The organism is Lewinella sp. IMCC34183 (assembly GCF_003390915.1).
GTDB lineage: Bacteria > Bacteroidota > Bacteroidia > Chitinophagales > Saprospiraceae > Neolewinella.
Map to the genome: position 1 here is coordinate 1 of NZ_QMEM01000005.1, position 13869 is coordinate 13869.

General features: G+C 64.3%; 15 protein-coding genes and 1 pseudogene. 14 read left to right on the forward strand and 2 right to left on the reverse strand.

Features of this window, described 5'->3' with window-relative positions:
• Positions 1-289 precede the first annotated feature (289 nt).
• The 9 genes and pseudogenes from DQG19_RS11755 (at position 290) to DQG19_RS11795 (ending at position 7271) form a co-directional block, all read left to right on the forward strand.
• Positions 290-1570: a dicarboxylate/amino acid:cation symporter gene (locus tag DQG19_RS11755; RefSeq protein ID WP_116126466.1), complete on the forward strand. Its 1281-nt coding sequence runs from the start codon at positions 290-292 to the stop codon at positions 1568-1570.
• Positions 1571-1732: 162 nt separating this feature from the next.
• Complete coding sequence (locus DQG19_RS11760; protein ID WP_116126467.1) at positions 1733-2038, forward strand: hypothetical protein; 306 nt, start codon at positions 1733-1735, stop codon at positions 2036-2038.
• A gap of 166 nt (positions 2039-2204) precedes the next feature.
• Positions 2205-2732, forward strand: coding sequence for a type VI secretion system tube protein Hcp (locus DQG19_RS11765; protein ID WP_116126468.1), 528 nt, complete (start codon positions 2205-2207; stop codon positions 2730-2732).
• A complete protein-coding gene (locus DQG19_RS11770; protein ID WP_116126469.1) occupies positions 2729-3220 on the forward strand; it encodes a T9SS type A sorting domain-containing protein in 492 nt (163 codons plus the stop codon). The genes DQG19_RS11765 and DQG19_RS11770 overlap by 4 nt, the downstream gene beginning before the upstream one ends.
• Positions 3221-3290: 70 nt before the next feature.
• On the forward strand, positions 3291-4409 hold the full coding sequence (locus DQG19_RS11775) for an MBL fold metallo-hydrolase (RefSeq protein WP_198661731.1): 1119 nt from the start codon (positions 3291-3293) through the stop codon (positions 4407-4409).
• A 104-nt stretch (positions 4410-4513) separates the two neighbouring features.
• Positions 4514-5725, forward strand: a complete 1212-nt coding sequence (locus DQG19_RS11780) for a hypothetical protein (protein ID WP_157974474.1) — start codon at positions 4514-4516, stop codon at positions 5723-5725.
• A gap of 174 nt (positions 5726-5899) precedes the next feature.
• A pseudogene (locus tag DQG19_RS21645) lies at positions 5900-6205 on the forward strand (hypothetical protein); the annotation flags it as partial.
• 78 nt (positions 6206-6283) lie between these two features.
• Positions 6284-6856 carry a histidine phosphatase family protein gene (locus tag DQG19_RS11790; RefSeq protein ID WP_116126473.1) on the forward strand — a complete coding sequence of 191 codons (573 nt, stop codon included), beginning with the start codon at positions 6284-6286 and terminating at the stop codon, positions 6854-6856.
• 217 nt (positions 6857-7073) lie between these two features.
• Positions 7074-7271: a cold-shock protein gene (locus DQG19_RS11795; RefSeq protein WP_116126474.1), complete on the forward strand. Its 198-nt coding sequence runs from the start codon at positions 7074-7076 to the stop codon at positions 7269-7271.
• Positions 7272-7380: 109 nt separating this feature from the next.
• On the opposite strand, the gene DQG19_RS11800 is transcribed toward DQG19_RS11795, so the two are convergent.
• Positions 7381-7812 (reverse strand): cold-shock protein, encoded by a 432-nt coding sequence (locus DQG19_RS11800; RefSeq protein WP_116126475.1) that lies wholly within the window; start codon positions 7810-7812, stop codon positions 7381-7383.
• A 199-nt stretch (positions 7813-8011) separates the two neighbouring features.
• Here DQG19_RS11800 and DQG19_RS11805 point away from each other — a divergent pair, with 199 nt between their 5' ends.
• From DQG19_RS11805 to DQG19_RS11825, 5 genes are all read left to right on the forward strand, one after another.
• Complete coding sequence (locus DQG19_RS11805; RefSeq protein ID WP_116126476.1) at positions 8012-8917, forward strand: EamA family transporter; 906 nt, start codon at positions 8012-8014, stop codon at positions 8915-8917.
• A 91-nt stretch (positions 8918-9008) separates the two neighbouring features.
• Positions 9009-9440, forward strand: coding sequence for an SRPBCC domain-containing protein (locus DQG19_RS11810; RefSeq protein WP_116126477.1), 432 nt, complete (start codon positions 9009-9011; stop codon positions 9438-9440).
• A 145-nt stretch (positions 9441-9585) separates the two neighbouring features.
• Entirely contained in the window at positions 9586-10071 is a 486-nt protein-coding gene (locus DQG19_RS11815; protein ID WP_116126478.1) for a glutathione peroxidase, read from the forward strand.
• Positions 10072-10133: 62 nt separating this feature from the next.
• Positions 10134-10814 (forward strand): haloacid dehalogenase type II, encoded by a 681-nt coding sequence (locus tag DQG19_RS11820; RefSeq protein ID WP_116126479.1) that lies wholly within the window; start codon positions 10134-10136, stop codon positions 10812-10814.
• 75 nt (positions 10815-10889) lie between these two features.
• The gene (locus tag DQG19_RS11825; RefSeq protein ID WP_116126480.1) at positions 10890-13403 is read left to right on the forward strand and encodes a hypothetical protein; all 2514 of its coding nucleotides are present in this window, start codon (positions 10890-10892) and stop codon (positions 13401-13403) included.
• Positions 13404-13408: 5 nt separating this feature from the next.
• Here the strand turns inward: DQG19_RS11825 and DQG19_RS11830 are convergent, their stop codons facing one another.
• The gene (locus DQG19_RS11830; protein ID WP_116126481.1) at positions 13409-13780 is read right to left on the reverse strand and encodes a winged helix-turn-helix transcriptional regulator; all 372 of its coding nucleotides are present in this window, start codon (positions 13778-13780) and stop codon (positions 13409-13411) included.
• Between the last annotated feature and the right edge of the window lie 89 nt (positions 13781-13869).

Genomic DNA, 13869 nt, shown 5'->3' on the forward strand with positions numbered 1-13869 from the left:
GCAATGATGCCGAGGCGCTGCTGGGTGGAAAATTTGCTCTGACGCATAGCGTACAAATTGAACGGGTTTGAGAAAATTACGGGTAATTTTCTACTCATTCATGGACGCGGGGGAAGGGAAGTCTACAGGTCACTACTAAAGCAACTGCCACTACTGCTATAGGTAGACGGCGGTAGCGTTAGCTTCTCGGCTAAGCGGCGGTCGATCCGGCAATGGGAGGTAAGAGCACCAAGATTCCCGTCCGTGTACCCAACCGGAAATGTAGCTTTAGCCCTATAATCCAAGGCACATGAGGCAGCTGGCGCTCCACTGGAAGATCATCATCGGCATGGTACTGGGCGTGGCCTTCGGTTTCGCCGCCAGCGCGGCGGGGGCGACGGACTTCGTCGTCGACTGGATCAAGCCCTTCGGCATCATCTTCATCAATGCGCTGAAGCTCATCGCCATCCCGCTCATCGTGGCCTCGCTCATCAAGGGCATCAGCGACCTGCAGGACATCTCCCAGCTCTCCCGCATCGGCGGACGTACCCTGGCGATGTTCCTGTTCACGACCGTAACCGCGGTGACCGTCGGCCTGGGCATCGTCAACCTGGTGAACCCGGGCCAGGTCGTCCTCCCGGAAACGCGGGAAAACCTGCTGGCCGCCTACGCCACGGACGCCAACCAACGCATCGAGATCGCTACCTCCCAGGCGGAGCAGGGGCCGCTGCAGTTCTTCGTGGACATGGTGCCGGACAACATCGTCGGCGCGGCCGCCGCCAACGGCAACATGCTGCAGGTGATCTTCTTCGTCGTCTTCTTCGGGGTCGGGCTCATCCTCATCCCGCCCGACAAGGCGCGGCCGGTGAAGGCCTTCTTCGACGGGGTGAACGACGTCGTCCTGAAGCTGATCGACCTGATCATGGCCACCGCTCCCTACGCCGTCTTCGCGCTGCTGGCGGCCCTGGTGGTCGAGGCCCCGACCGCCGACCTCTTCGCGGCGCTGCTGACGTACAGCGTCTGCGTGCTGCTGGGACTGGCCGTGCTGGTGCTTGGGTTTTACCCCCTCCTCGTCCGCCTGTTCACCGGCGTCGGATACGGGGCCTTCTTTCGCGGCATCGCCCCGGCGCAGTTGCTGGCCTTCAGCACGAGCTCCAGCGCCGCTACCCTGCCGGTTACCCTGGAGCGCACCACGGGCCACCTGGGCGTATCGGAGGAGATCGCCAGTTTCGTGTTGCCCATCGGCGCCACCGTGAATATGGACGGCACGAGTCTGCACCAGGCGGTCGCGGCGGTCTTCATCGCGGAGGTCTTCGGGCTGGATCTCGACCTGACCACCCAGCTCGGCATCGTCGTTACGGCCAGTATGGCGTCGATCGGCGCGGCGGCCGTGCCCAGTGCCGGCATCATCACGCTGGTCATCGTCCTCGGGCAGGCGGGCATCCCCGTGGAGGGCATCGCCCTGATCTTTGCCGTCGACCGCCCCCTGGACATGTGCCGCACCATCGCCAACATCACGGGCGACTCCACCGTAGCCATGGTCGTCGCCAATTCGGTGGGCAAACTGGACAAGGAGTCGATCGCGCGCTGACCGACGCCGTACGCCGTGCACGCGGCCCGGGCATTGCCGGCGCCCCCTGCACCCGCGCTCCGCCGCCGCCTGGGGTACCCGGAGCCGGCGCGACGAGCCCGTCGCCGTGAACATCCGGGCCCGCGGCGACTTGCAGCTCTGAATCCCCGAAACTGTATCCCTATGGCCGCCTGCGAATTCCCCATCACCTTCCACCAGGACCTCGACGAGCTCCTGGACCGCTTCACCCAGGCCGTACAGGTGAAAGGCGGCTCCTTCTCCCGCGACGGGCGGGCCGGCCGCTTCAGCATCCCCTCCCCGGAGGGCCCGGTGGAGGGCCTCTACACCGTAGCCGGCAACACCTTCCACTTCGAGATCACCACCCAACCCGCGGCGATCACCTGCCACCGCATCGACAACAGCTTCCGCAGCCTCATCGGCTCCCCGCCGGATACCAGCCTCGACTTTGGCCTCGCGGAGGAAGAATAGGGGCGCCGGGCGCAGGTGCGAGGAAGCCGGAGTGGCCCGGGATACTGGCATCCACTGCTTCGGACCGCTGCCGTGGACCGTCTGGCGGGGCGGACGCATTAAAAGGGCAGGCATCGGGTGACAACTGAGGTTTCGCCGGTATAAAGGGGCACAAACACACGCTCCTATGATTACACTCCCCTACCCCCACCTGCTGGTCTGCCTACTGGTGCTGATCCTGCCCTCTATGCTAACCGCCCAGCTGGGTTACGCCCTGGAGATTCCGGACATACCCGGAGAGGAAACCCGCCTGGGCTTCGAGGACCAAATCACCATCAGCAGTTTCTCCTACGGCGTCTCCTCCGACGACGACGGGGGTTCGTCCCGCCCTTCCGTCACCCAGGGATGCTTTCTGCTGGGCAAGTTCACGGACCGGGCTACCCCCTTCCTCTTCGACGCGGTGGCCAGACACAGGCGCTTCGATGAGATAACCTTCACCGCGTACCGGACCACCGAAGGCACCGTCAACCTGATCGTCTACGAACTGAGGGACGTCAAAATCACCAAGTGGGAAACCGGCGCCGAAGACGGTACGGCCATCGAGGAGGTGATCGGTCTGGTTGCCGAGGAAGTTGAGGTCACGTACTACCTCCAGGACCCATCCGGCGGCCAGACGGAATACTCCATGAAGTACAACTTCGCGACGCCAAGATGAGCCCCCTGATCAACACGATCCTTCGCCTTACGGCCTTATCGGTACTCGTGGCACTGTCGGCGATCGGAGCGGCCCAGACTCCAACCCTGACCGCCCCCTCCGTCAGCCCGATCGCCATTGCCGATGCCGGGGCCATCTCCGAGATCAGCGTCCCCCGGATCGCTTTGGCCGACGCGCCGGGGAGCTGCGGGAAGGTATCGGCCCCGATCGTCTCCACCCACGATCCACAGCGCATGGTCGGCATGCGCGTGTACCCCAACCCGCTGGTGGGCTGGGCGAAAGTGGAACTTCCCGAAATCCGCCGCGCCGGCGAACTGCAGCTGATCAACCAGCTGGGACAACAAGTTTGGTCGCAGCAGTATGCACCCGAAGCCGGTAAGCTCGTCGACCTGCAGCTGCCCACGGTTCCGCCCGGTGTGTACCTGCTCCTGTGGCGGGTCGGTGGACAGGTGCTGGCTGCGGAACGGGTGGTGAAGGTGCGTAACTGACCGGAGCACGATCCCGCCGGCGGACGTCAACTCCCCACCCGCTCAGGTGTCCTATTGGCCACGTCGGACAATGAAATTACTGAAGCGGGTCATGGGTATAGCGATCATACTTTTTGCGGGCCTGGCGCTGGCCGGAGTCCTGTTCCTGCGGCAGGAGAAGCTGGGGGCCAGCCCGAGCGGGGAACGGCTGGAGCGCATCCGGCGGTCGCCGCACTACCGCGACGGCAAGTTTCGCAACCTGACGGAGACGCCCCTGCTCTCCGAGGGGCACGGCTGGCTCGACGTGCTGTACCGCAACTACGTCAAACCGATTCCGCGGCACCACCCCGTGGATACGCTGCCTTCCCTGAAGACGGACCTGCAGCAGCTGCCCGCGGACCGGGACCAGCTCGTCTGGTTCGGGCATTCGTCCTATTTCCTCCAGCTGGCGGGAAAGCGCATCCTGGTCGACCCGGTATTCAGCGGACAGGCGTCGCCGCTGCCCGGCACCCTGAAGGCCTTCCCCGGCACGGACGTGTACTCCGTCGCCGACCTGCCCGCCATCGACTACCTCTTCATCAGCCACGACCACTACGATCACCTCGACTACGAGACCATCGTCGCGCTGCGGGACAAGGTCGGCCAGGTCATCTGCGGGCTCGGCGTGGGCAGCCACTTCGCGCGCTGGGGCTACCCCCCGGAAAAGATCGTGGAGCGGGACTGGTACGAATCGCTCACGGTGGATACCGGCTTTACCGTCTACGTGGAGCCGGCGCGGCACTTCTCGGGGCGGGGCATCTCCTCCGCCAATACCCTCTGGGCGAGCTACGTAGTGCAGACGCCGTCGCGCACCGTCTACCTGGGCGGCGACAGCGGCTACGACCGCCACTACGCGGAGATCGGCGCCAAGTACGGACCGATCGACCTCGCCATCCTGGACAACGGGCAGTACGACACCGCGTGGCGGGAGGTGCATAACCTGCCCGAAGATGTCCTGCAGGCCGCGCAGGACCTGGGGGCAACGAGCGTCCTGCCGGTCCACTCCTCCAAGTTTCCGCTCGCCGCCCACGGGTGGGACGAGCCCCTGCGCCGGATCACCGAACTGAATGCGGACCATAATTTCCGGCTCGTCACGCCGATGATCGGAGAAGTGGTGTACCTGGACGATGGCGTGCAGCCATTCACGCGCTGGTGGGAGGGGGTTCGGTAAGCGGGTGACCGGCCGGCTAAACGCTGGAGCGGGCGAATGGCGCTTTTATCCTGCCCGCTAGCGCGCAGTTGTGCAGTATAAGCCCGTTCTTCAAGGCCGTGTCTATGACTATACGCACGATCCTACTATCCCTACTGGCATCTTCCGCTTCGCTACACGGTCAGTCCGGGGCCCCCATCATCCGTAGCGACGCCGTAGAAGTAAGTGGTACCGTGGGTAGAGATGGGAATGTGCTGTTGGCCGTACTGGAACGCCGCGTGGTCGCGGGATTACCCAGGGGGCAGATCTCGGTCTACGGCGCTTCCCATAAGGACGGATCCTGGGAGCCGATTTACCAAACGGGCGAAAGCAGTACCGCTGAGGACGTGGAATACGGAGACCCCAGTCTGGTGTACAACAGCCACGACGACCGTTTTTACCTGTTCGGAATGAAAATTCGTCGCTTGACGGGAAAGGACGGAGATGCGGTCTACGAGCCACCGGAGTTCAGGTCGGATCTGTTCGTCCGGTCGGCCGGCTCGGCCGGGAAGGACTGGTCGCCACCCAGGTTACTTCACGAAGATGCCGGCCGGTCCTTTGCCGACTATCCGGTAGCTCTGCTGCTCGATAAAACGCGCATCCTGGTGGCTTACACGGCAATTACCAGCCGGGACGCCGCAAGCGCTTCTTCCAGAATCCATTTGTCCTTGCTCAACCCGCTCGACGGCAGCTTGAGGTCCACTACCTTGCCCGAGGACCTCGGTATCGCACCCACGAAATCCGTAAGCTCCGTGGTGGCGGAGGGCAGCACCGTCTATTTGACGGTCGCTGACCCGGAGCGCCTTCATATTGTCGCGTACGACCTCGTCCGCGAATCCTTCAAATTGCTGATCAGCTACCCCCACTCGTTCGACTGGACCAGGAATGTGGTGATCACCAAGTCGGTCGTGCACGGGGGGAAGGTGTACGTCGCGGCGCACCAGGCGCATACCGTCAATTCGGTCGTTAGCCTGTACCGTTTTGACCTGCGGCGGGGCATAGCCGCGGCTATTCGCAGCGATATAAAGGGTTCGCATATCTGCCTGGTTGGGGCAGGAGACAGATTGGTGATCACCGCGAACCAAAAAATAGGAAGCCGGAGCAAGCTCGCCGTATACGCGCAACACCGGGGGAGCGAGAAGATCCGGCTGATCCGACGCTACGATACGGGAAAGTGGTCTTCGACGGGATATACGGGAGAATACCAGTACCTCCTGGAAACCGAAGGAAAGCTCACGCAATACTACATCAGGCATTCCCACCCACCCGGCGTCGGGCAGCGGCTGATCGGGCACTAGGCTTGTTTTCTCTTTTGCCCAACGTAAGTGCTGCGCTAGCCAGCCAATGGTATACATTGAACGAGGGATCAGTGCCTGTACCCTATCCCTCACCTAAATCAAGCCCCCACCACGGATACTTCCCAAATGAAAGCGCACGCGGTGGCCTGATGCCCGGCGGTACAGGACGGACCGGAAGGCTTTACCGGCCTACTTCGAGCGCATGCCGGAAGGTATTCCGACAGGATCATCACCTTCCTCCGCTGCATTGCCGAGCACGATCTGGTGGTCCTGCACACCCAGCAGACCCGGCCGGGCGAGTTGGAATACGTAACCGTGACTTTCTTCCGGGTTGACCGGGACGGCAAGATCTGCGAGGCCCGGGGCGCGGTACAGCAAGTCCCACCCCCGAGGCCAGCAACGGCAACACGATGTACTATCCGGACAACACTTCGATCCTGGCAATTCCCTGCACCTGCGTCCGCGCCCTACCCTGCCTGAAAAGCCGGAGGGCTTGAACGTACGAACGCAGCACCTACTATCTTTTGGCCTGCGGCAAACGACCCCGAACACGACGGCATGACGGAAATCACCTTCATCAGACACGGCAGCACCGACTGGAACCTGGAGCAACGCGCTCAGGGGCACACCGACATCCCCCTCAATGCCACGGGCAGGCTGCAGGCGCAGGCCCTCGCGGAGCGGCTGCGGGGAGAACGCTGGGACTACCTGTACTCCAGCGGGCTGAGCCGGGCCCGGGAGACGGCGGAGATCATCGCCGCGGTGCTGGGCCTGAGCGTCAGGACGGACGGGCGGCTGATCGAGATGTCCTGCGGCGACTGTGAGGGGACGACCCCTGCGGAACGGGTGCAGCGGTGGGGCAAGGACTGGAAATCGCTGTCCCTGGGGGTGGAAAGCAGGGAAGCGATCGTGGAGCGCGGGCGTTCCTTCCTCTCCGACGTGCTCGATCGCCACGGGGGTGCCAAGGTGCTGGTGGTCAGCCACGGTGCCCTGCTCGGCCTGACCCTGCGCCACCTGCTTCCGGACATCCATACCGTGGGGGGGCTGCGGAACACGTCCATTACCAGACTTATCTTCCGGGAGGGCAGGCGGGAATGCGCGCTGTACAACTGCGCCGAACACATCAAATAGCACTGGCTGCCCCCCCCCGACGCGCACCATGACAAAAATAAAGGGGGAGGCTGGCGCGCGCGGACGCGGGTGCCAAGCTGACTTCGGGCCGCGGTCCGTCCGTCCCGGAGCTTCACCTAGGAAATAAAACGGTTTGCCACCCGTGGGGGGCGTACCTTTGCGGCCGGTAGAGTTAGTACGCTATTACCTCGCCGATTAATACCAAGCAGACTCTACCATGAGCAACGGAACCGTAAAATTCTTCAACCAGAGCAAAGGCTTTGGCTTCATCGCCCCCGAAGACGGTGGTAAGGACATCTTCGTCCACGCCAGCGGCCTCAACGGCGCCGACCTCGAAGAGGGCGACAAAGTCACCTACGACGTCGAGGAAACCAAAAAAGGACTCAGCGCTATCAACGTCTCCATCGCGGAGTAAGCGCAGCGCCCCTAAAAAGCAAAGGCCCGTCAGTATCACTGACGGGCCTTTCTGTTTTATGGCTTGGGCGGTGCGGGCCGCGGCGGCAGCGCACATCCGCGTATCCGGACTAGTGGACGCGCACGGACATGGCCACGGGTCCCTTGGGCCCCTTCCCGGCCTCGAAGGTCACCTTGCTGCCTTCGCGCGCGGAGGTTCCCAGCTCGTCAATGTGGACGAAATAGCTGATCTGGCTGTTGTTGTCGGTGATGAAGCCGTAGCCCTTGTCGAGGTTCAGGAACTTGACGAAGCCCGTCTTCTCGAAGCGGGAGCCGGCCGGCTTTTCGCCCTTCGGAGTGCTCACGTCGATGTCCTCGATGGCGACTTCGGCCTTCTGGCTCTCGTCGGGGCGCTCGGTGGTCAGGTTGCCGTTCTCGTCGACGAACATGAACTCGGGCGGCTTGCTGTTGCTCAGTTTCTTCTGTTCGCGGCGCAGTTGCTTGTCCCGGTTTTTCTTGCGGCGCTTCTTGTCTTTTTCTTTCTTGCTAAAACTAATTGCCATACTGGTAATTTTGCGGCGATGGAGGTCAATATCGACCCGGTTGACAACCCGATACGTAGGTTACCAAAGCTCACCTACTATACCTAACCGATAGCTCGCCACAAAGTTACCGACCCCGCGAAACGGCCGGTCCCGATTCCGGGGGCGGGAAACTAGTACCGGAGCCGAGGCGTTCGCACGGCAGAGCAATCCCCTACCCATGACCCACCTGCGCGGCGTACTGTGTATCATCGCCGGCGCGGCCAGCTACGGGGTACTCGCGACGGGGGTGAAGCTCGCCAACCTCCAGGGCCACCACACCGCCGTCCTCACCTTTTTCCAGTTCCTCTTCGGCGCGGCCGCGCTCAGCCTCGCCGTACGCTTCGGTGATCGCCGTCCCTCCCCCACCCCCACGGCGGATCCCCACGCCCGCCGCACCTTGCTGCTCTACGGCACCTCCCTCGGCTTCACCAGCTGCTTTTATTACCTGTCGCTCCGCTACGTTCCCGTTTCCATCGCCATCATCCTGCTGATGCAGACCATCTGGATGGGCACCGTGCTCGAGATGATCCTGACGCGTTCCCGCCCCGAACGCCTCAAGACGGTCGGCAGCCTCGTCGTGCTGGTCGGCACGGCCCTGGCGGTCAACATTTTCGACAACCTGGACGCCCTCGACCCGCTGGGGGTAGCCTACGGTCTGCTCGCCAGTATGGCCTATACCGTTACCCTGCTGGCCTCGAACAAGGTGGCGGTCGAGCTGCCCGACGTGGTGCGCAGCAAGTACCTCGTACTGGGGGGCTTCGTCACCATCCTGCTCTTCTGGAACGTCCAGATCGTCCGCCACTTTCACCTGGACGACGTCCCCCTGCTGCTGTACGGCCTCTTCCTGGCGGTCTTCGGCACCATCCTGCCTCCCGTGCTCTTCAGCCGCGGCTTCCCCGTCGTCGGGGTGGGCATCGGGAGTATCCTGGCGGCGGTGGAGATCCCCGTATCCATCCTCTCCGCCAACGTACTGCTGGACGAGCAGGTCCGTGCCATCCAGTGGATCGGCGTGGGCATCATCATCCTGTCCGTGGTCCTGATCAACTACCAGCACCTGCGCCGGGAGACCAAGCTGATTTCCTAGCCTACCGATTAATTCGCGGCGCGGCCGCGGGTGCAGGGTGTTGGCTGAACCAGGCGGTGCGGGGCCGGTTACACCATTAAACGATCACACCATGCCCGCCAACCCCATTACCGTCAAGACCACCGTCGACGCCCCCCGCTCCGAAGCCTGGCACCTCTACACCGAGGCCGAGCACGTCATCAACTGGAACTTCCCCTCCGAGGGCTGGCACTGTCCCGCCGCCGCCAACGACCTGACCGTCGGGGGCAAGTTCAAGATCACCATGGCCGAAAAGCAGGGCAACCTGGAAGTCGAACTGGAGGGCACCTACGACGAGATCGAGGAACCCAACCACATCGCCTACACCCTCGACAACGGCCGCAAGGTGACCGTTGACTTTACCGAGCAAGGCGAAAAAACGGATGTCTCCGTCCAGTTTGAGCCCGGCGATAAGCAGCCGGCGGAAGAGCAGAAGAAACACTGGCAGGCCATCCTCGATAACTTCGCCACCTACGCCTCAAACTACGAGTCGGTCGCCGAGTAACCCCCGTACGACGCTGCCTCCGGAAGCCCAGTACAACGCTGCCTCCGGCAGCCCAGTACAACGCTGCCTCCGGCAGCGAAAGCACAATGCTGCCTCCGGCAGCGCAGTACAATGCTGCCTCCGGCAGCGCTACCCCCCCCCCACCATGTCCACCACCCCCACGTTCCACACCTTCACCGCCGACGACATCAAGGGACACCAAGTCTCCATGAACGACTACCAGGGCAAGGTCGTACTGGTCGTCAACACCGCCAGCCAGTGCGGCCTCACGCCCCAGTACGAGGGACTGGAGTCGCTCTACCAGCAGTTTCACGAGCGGGGCCTCGTGGTACTCGGTTTCCCCTGCAATCAGTTCGGCAACCAGGAGTCCGGCGGCGAGGAGGAAATCAGTGAGTTTTGCCAGGTGAACTACGGCGTCAGCTTCCCCATGTTTTCGAAGGTCAAGGTGAACGGGAGCGAAGCCCACCCCCTGTTTCGCTACCTCAAGAAAGCCACCGGCGGCTTCCTCACCGACGCCATCAAATGGAACTTCACCAAATTCCTGATCGACCGCGACGGTACCCCCGTCGAGCGGTTCGCGCCCACGACGGCACCGGAGCAGATCGCGCCCGCCATCGAGAAGCTCCTCTGACGCGTTGCACCCGCGCGCCGCCGCCCGCGGCACTGGGGTCGCTCACTCCGTAATCAGTCGTCATGTCCACCCCTACCCTCCCCGTTATTTTCTTTGACGTCAACGAGACCCTGCTCGACCTGCAACCCGTCAAGGACAGCGTCACCACCGCCCTCGGGGGCCGCCAGGAACTGGTACCGCTGTGGTTCGCCACGCTGCTGCAGTATTCCCTGGTGGCTACCGTGGGGAAGAATTACCAGCCCTTCGGAAAGATCGCCGCGGCGGCCCTGCAACTGGTCGCCAAAAAGAACGACCTTAACCTCTCGGAGGCCGACGCCCGCGCCGCCGTACGGGCCCTGCGGGCCCTGCCGCCCCACCCCGAAGTGCCCGACGCCCTGCGGCGGCTGAAGAAGGCGGGCTATCGCCTCTTCACCCTCACCAATTCCGACCCGGAGGCGCTCGCCAACCAGATGGGGCACGCCGGCCTCGACGACTTCTTTGAGGACCTGCTCAGCGTCGACGCGGTGCGCAAGTTCAAGCCCCACCATGAGACCTACGCCTGGGCCGCCAGCCGCGTCGGACACGCGCCCGGCGATTGCCTCCTCGTCGCCGCCCACGGCTGGGACGTGGCCGGAGCCGGCTGGGCGGGCATGCAGACGGCCTTCGTGGCGCGGTCCGGACAGGCGACCTACCCCCTGGCCGACGCACCCGGCATGACCGTTCCGGACCTCTCGGCCCTGGCGGACGCGCTCGTCGCCGGGTAGGCGCAGGGACCTCCGTGGGCCGGTCTGCCAGCGGCAGCTTACCTTAGGAGGGCTACGGTCACGCTATTTCCGCCCATGTTCTACCCCCTTACGCTATTGCTGCTGCTCGCTACCGCGGCGGGCGCCCAGGACTACCAGCCGCTGGACCCCCGGGATCCGGTCGATTTCCGGGGGAGCTACCTGGTGTACCGGGGGGATACCATACGCCCTGGACCGCGGACCTTCTACGTCGACGGGCAACTGAGCGCGGCCGAGGCCGCCGCTTACCCCTACGTGTTTCACTCCGTACAGGCGGCGGCGCGGGAGCTGAATGCCGGTAGCGAGGAGGAACCGATGACCGTCTACCTCGCGCCCTACGTGTACTGGATCGACGACCCCGACGACCCTGCGGTACGGGTCCCGAAGCCGGGCCGCCCCGTACCCTACGGAATGGAGATCGCCTGTCCCTGGCTGCGCTTCGTGGGGCTGAACCGCCATCCGGAGAACGTGGTCCTGGCCAGCAACCGCGGGCAGACGATGGGCGCGAAGGGCAACTTCACGATGTTTCGCTTTTCGGGCGACGGCACCGCCGCCGAGAACCTCACCTTCGGCAACTACTGCAACGTCGACCTCGACTACCCCCTGGCCCCCGCCCTCGGCCGGCCCCGGCGGGGAGACGCTATCGTGCAGGCGCAGCTGATCCACTGCGACGGTGACAAGATATTCGCCCGCAATGTGCGCTTCATCAGCCGGCTGAACCTCTGCCCCTTCGTCGGTGGCCGGCGGACGCTCTTCGACAGCTGCCACTTCGAATCGACCGACGATGCCCTGTCCGGCTCGGCGGTGTACCTGAACAGTACGCTGACCTTCTTCAGTTCCAAACCCTGGTACCACACCACCGGCACCGGTGCGGTACTGCTCGACTGCGATGTCACCGTGCACACCCGCGGGATGCAGTACTTTACGAAGGCCGGTGGGCAGCTGGCGGTGGTCGGTACCCGCTTTGCTTCGGACGCGATGACCGGCGCGGACTGGAGCGACCACCCCGCGCCCACCACCCGGAACTACCAGTACGCGGTAACGCTCAACCGTGCCCCCCTGCCCATCGGAGGAGCGGGCTCGCCGCATACCGTACCCCTCGCCGGCGCGCCGGTCTTGGACGCCTACCGCTTCGTACACGACGGCGATACGGTCTACAACGTCTACAACCTGCTGGCCGGGGACGACGGCTGGGATCCTTTACACCTCGGTGCGCGGGTACGCCGCGCGGAACGCGAGCTGGGCCGGCCACTGACGGGCCTCCCCGTACAGCTCAACCTGTCGCCCCGCACGGCGGCCCTGGAGACCGGGACCGACTCCCTCACCGTGACGGCCACCAGCCTTCGTTTCGGCAACGTGCCGGCGGCGGGTACGCAGGTGCGGTGGTCCGTGGATACCGCGGACGCGGATTGGGTTATGCTCCGACCGGGCCCCGATGGAATTTCCTGCCGGGTGATTCCCACCAACCGGCAGGATACGGCCCGCCAGGTAATACTGACGGCAAGTACGCCGGCCGGACTGCGGGCCGCCAGCGCCCTGACCGTGCGCCCGGCGCGGTTGCCGGCCCCGGCCTTCGTGCACCCACCCAGGCTGGAACGGGCTGGTCCCGATGCGTTCCGGGTAAGCTACACCCTGGGGCAACTGCCCTACGCCGACGTCTCCGACATCAGTTGGTACCGCTGCGCGGACGCCGCCTGCACCGACCCCATACGCGTGGCCGTCACGCGTGACGATGCGCCGCTGCGCAGGTACCGCCTCACCGCCGCCGACGCCGGCTGGCACCTGATGGCCGAGGTAGCCCCCCGCCACCTGCGCAGCGACCCCGGGGCCCCGCGTGCCGCGGTACTGGAGCGGCCGCTGAGCGCCGGGGAGGTACCGGCCCCGGACGCGGTCATCGCGACCGACTTCAGCCAAGAGGCCGTGGGAGACCAGCCTCGCGTGCTGCCCGGCTTCTGGACCTTTCGCCCCCTGACCGTTCCCGACATGAAAGAACCACCCCCACCGGGAGATACCTGGATGTACGGCCCCGGTAGTGCGGGCTCGGAGGGCATGACCGGCCTGCTACAGCGGGGCCGCACCGGCTCGCTGGCCTATACGCCGGTCGGTGAGGGATTCGGGGATATGGCCGCGCAGGTCACCGTCACCCCCTTCAAGACGGCCGGTCAGGGCTTCAGCGTAGCCCCCCTCTACATGGACATCCTGGTGAAGTACGACGCCGGCAGCAAAAGCGGTTACGGGCTGCGGCTGACCCGGGGCACTACCTACGGTAACGCGGTGGAGGCCTACCTGATCCGGTACGCGGACGGGGCGGTGGAGGCCCTGACCGAGCGCGTGTTCATCAGCGGATTCCGGCCGACCACCACCCTGGAGCTATCCGTGCGCGACGGCGTACTGCAGGCCCGATCCGGCACCACGGCGGAGTACGATGCCCGTGCTTACCCGGCGGAGGTCGTCCCGGACCTGGACCTCAGCGTACCCATACATGCCGGCCCGGCCGGCGGATTTGGCATCGAATACAACGGCGGTTCCACCACGTTGATCAATCGCGTGCGGCTGGAGTGGCGGCGGTAGCCCGGTCAGTGCCCGCCGGCGGTCTGGCGGTCGGTGCGGATGGCGTCCATGTGCTCCTTGGCCCATTCCACCAGTTGCTGGAGCAGGGGGAGCAGGCTTTCGGCGCGGTCGGTAAGCCGGTACTCCACCCGCGGGGGGACTTCGGGGTACACCTTCCGGTGGACGAGCCCGTCGGCCTCCAGCTTCTTGAGGCTCACGGTAAGCATCTTCTGCGAAATACTGCCGATGGCCCGGTGAATCTCCCCGAACCGCAAGGTGCCCTCCGTACCCAGCAGCAGCAGGATGAGGGTAGACCACTTATCGCCGAAGCGGTCCAGCACGTTGCGCACCGGGCACTGTTCGGCATCGGTAAAATCGATGGACTTTTTTTCTTCCATAAGTGACTGGTTATCAATAGTACTTACCCCGGGGTGCGTCGCGGAGACGGGCGTGCGCTCTTGTTCGCGGCGCAGCAGCCCCCTACCTT

Coding starts and splice junctions, on each gene's coding strand:
- DQG19_RS11800 (WP_116126475.1), bottom strand. CDS start 7,812: ATGGCAATTAGTTTTAGCAAGAAAGAAAAAGACAAGAAGCGCCGCAAG.
- DQG19_RS11780 (WP_157974474.1), top strand. CDS start 4,514: ATGACTATACGCACGATCCTACTATCCCTACTGGCATCTTCCGCTTCG.
- DQG19_RS11810 (WP_116126477.1), top strand. CDS start 9,009: ATGCCCGCCAACCCCATTACCGTCAAGACCACCGTCGACGCCCCCCGC.
- DQG19_RS11760 (WP_116126467.1), top strand. CDS start 1,733: ATGGCCGCCTGCGAATTCCCCATCACCTTCCACCAGGACCTCGACGAG.
- DQG19_RS11805 (WP_116126476.1), top strand. CDS start 8,012: ATGACCCACCTGCGCGGCGTACTGTGTATCATCGCCGGCGCGGCCAGC.
- DQG19_RS11825 (WP_116126480.1), top strand. CDS start 10,890: ATGTTCTACCCCCTTACGCTATTGCTGCTGCTCGCTACCGCGGCGGGC.
- DQG19_RS11815 (WP_116126478.1), top strand. CDS start 9,586: ATGTCCACCACCCCCACGTTCCACACCTTCACCGCCGACGACATCAAG.
- DQG19_RS11755 (WP_116126466.1), top strand. CDS start 290: ATGAGGCAGCTGGCGCTCCACTGGAAGATCATCATCGGCATGGTACTG.
- DQG19_RS11775 (WP_198661731.1), top strand. CDS start 3,291: ATGAAATTACTGAAGCGGGTCATGGGTATAGCGATCATACTTTTTGCG.
- DQG19_RS11795 (WP_116126474.1), top strand. CDS start 7,074: ATGAGCAACGGAACCGTAAAATTCTTCAACCAGAGCAAAGGCTTTGGC.
- DQG19_RS11770 (WP_116126469.1), top strand. CDS start 2,729: ATGAGCCCCCTGATCAACACGATCCTTCGCCTTACGGCCTTATCGGTA.
- DQG19_RS11820 (WP_116126479.1), top strand. CDS start 10,134: ATGTCCACCCCTACCCTCCCCGTTATTTTCTTTGACGTCAACGAGACC.
- DQG19_RS11765 (WP_116126468.1), top strand. CDS start 2,205: ATGATTACACTCCCCTACCCCCACCTGCTGGTCTGCCTACTGGTGCTG.
- DQG19_RS11790 (WP_116126473.1), top strand. CDS start 6,284: ATGACGGAAATCACCTTCATCAGACACGGCAGCACCGACTGGAACCTG.
- DQG19_RS11830 (WP_116126481.1), bottom strand. CDS start 13,780: ATGGAAGAAAAAAAGTCCATCGATTTTACCGATGCCGAACAGTGCCCG.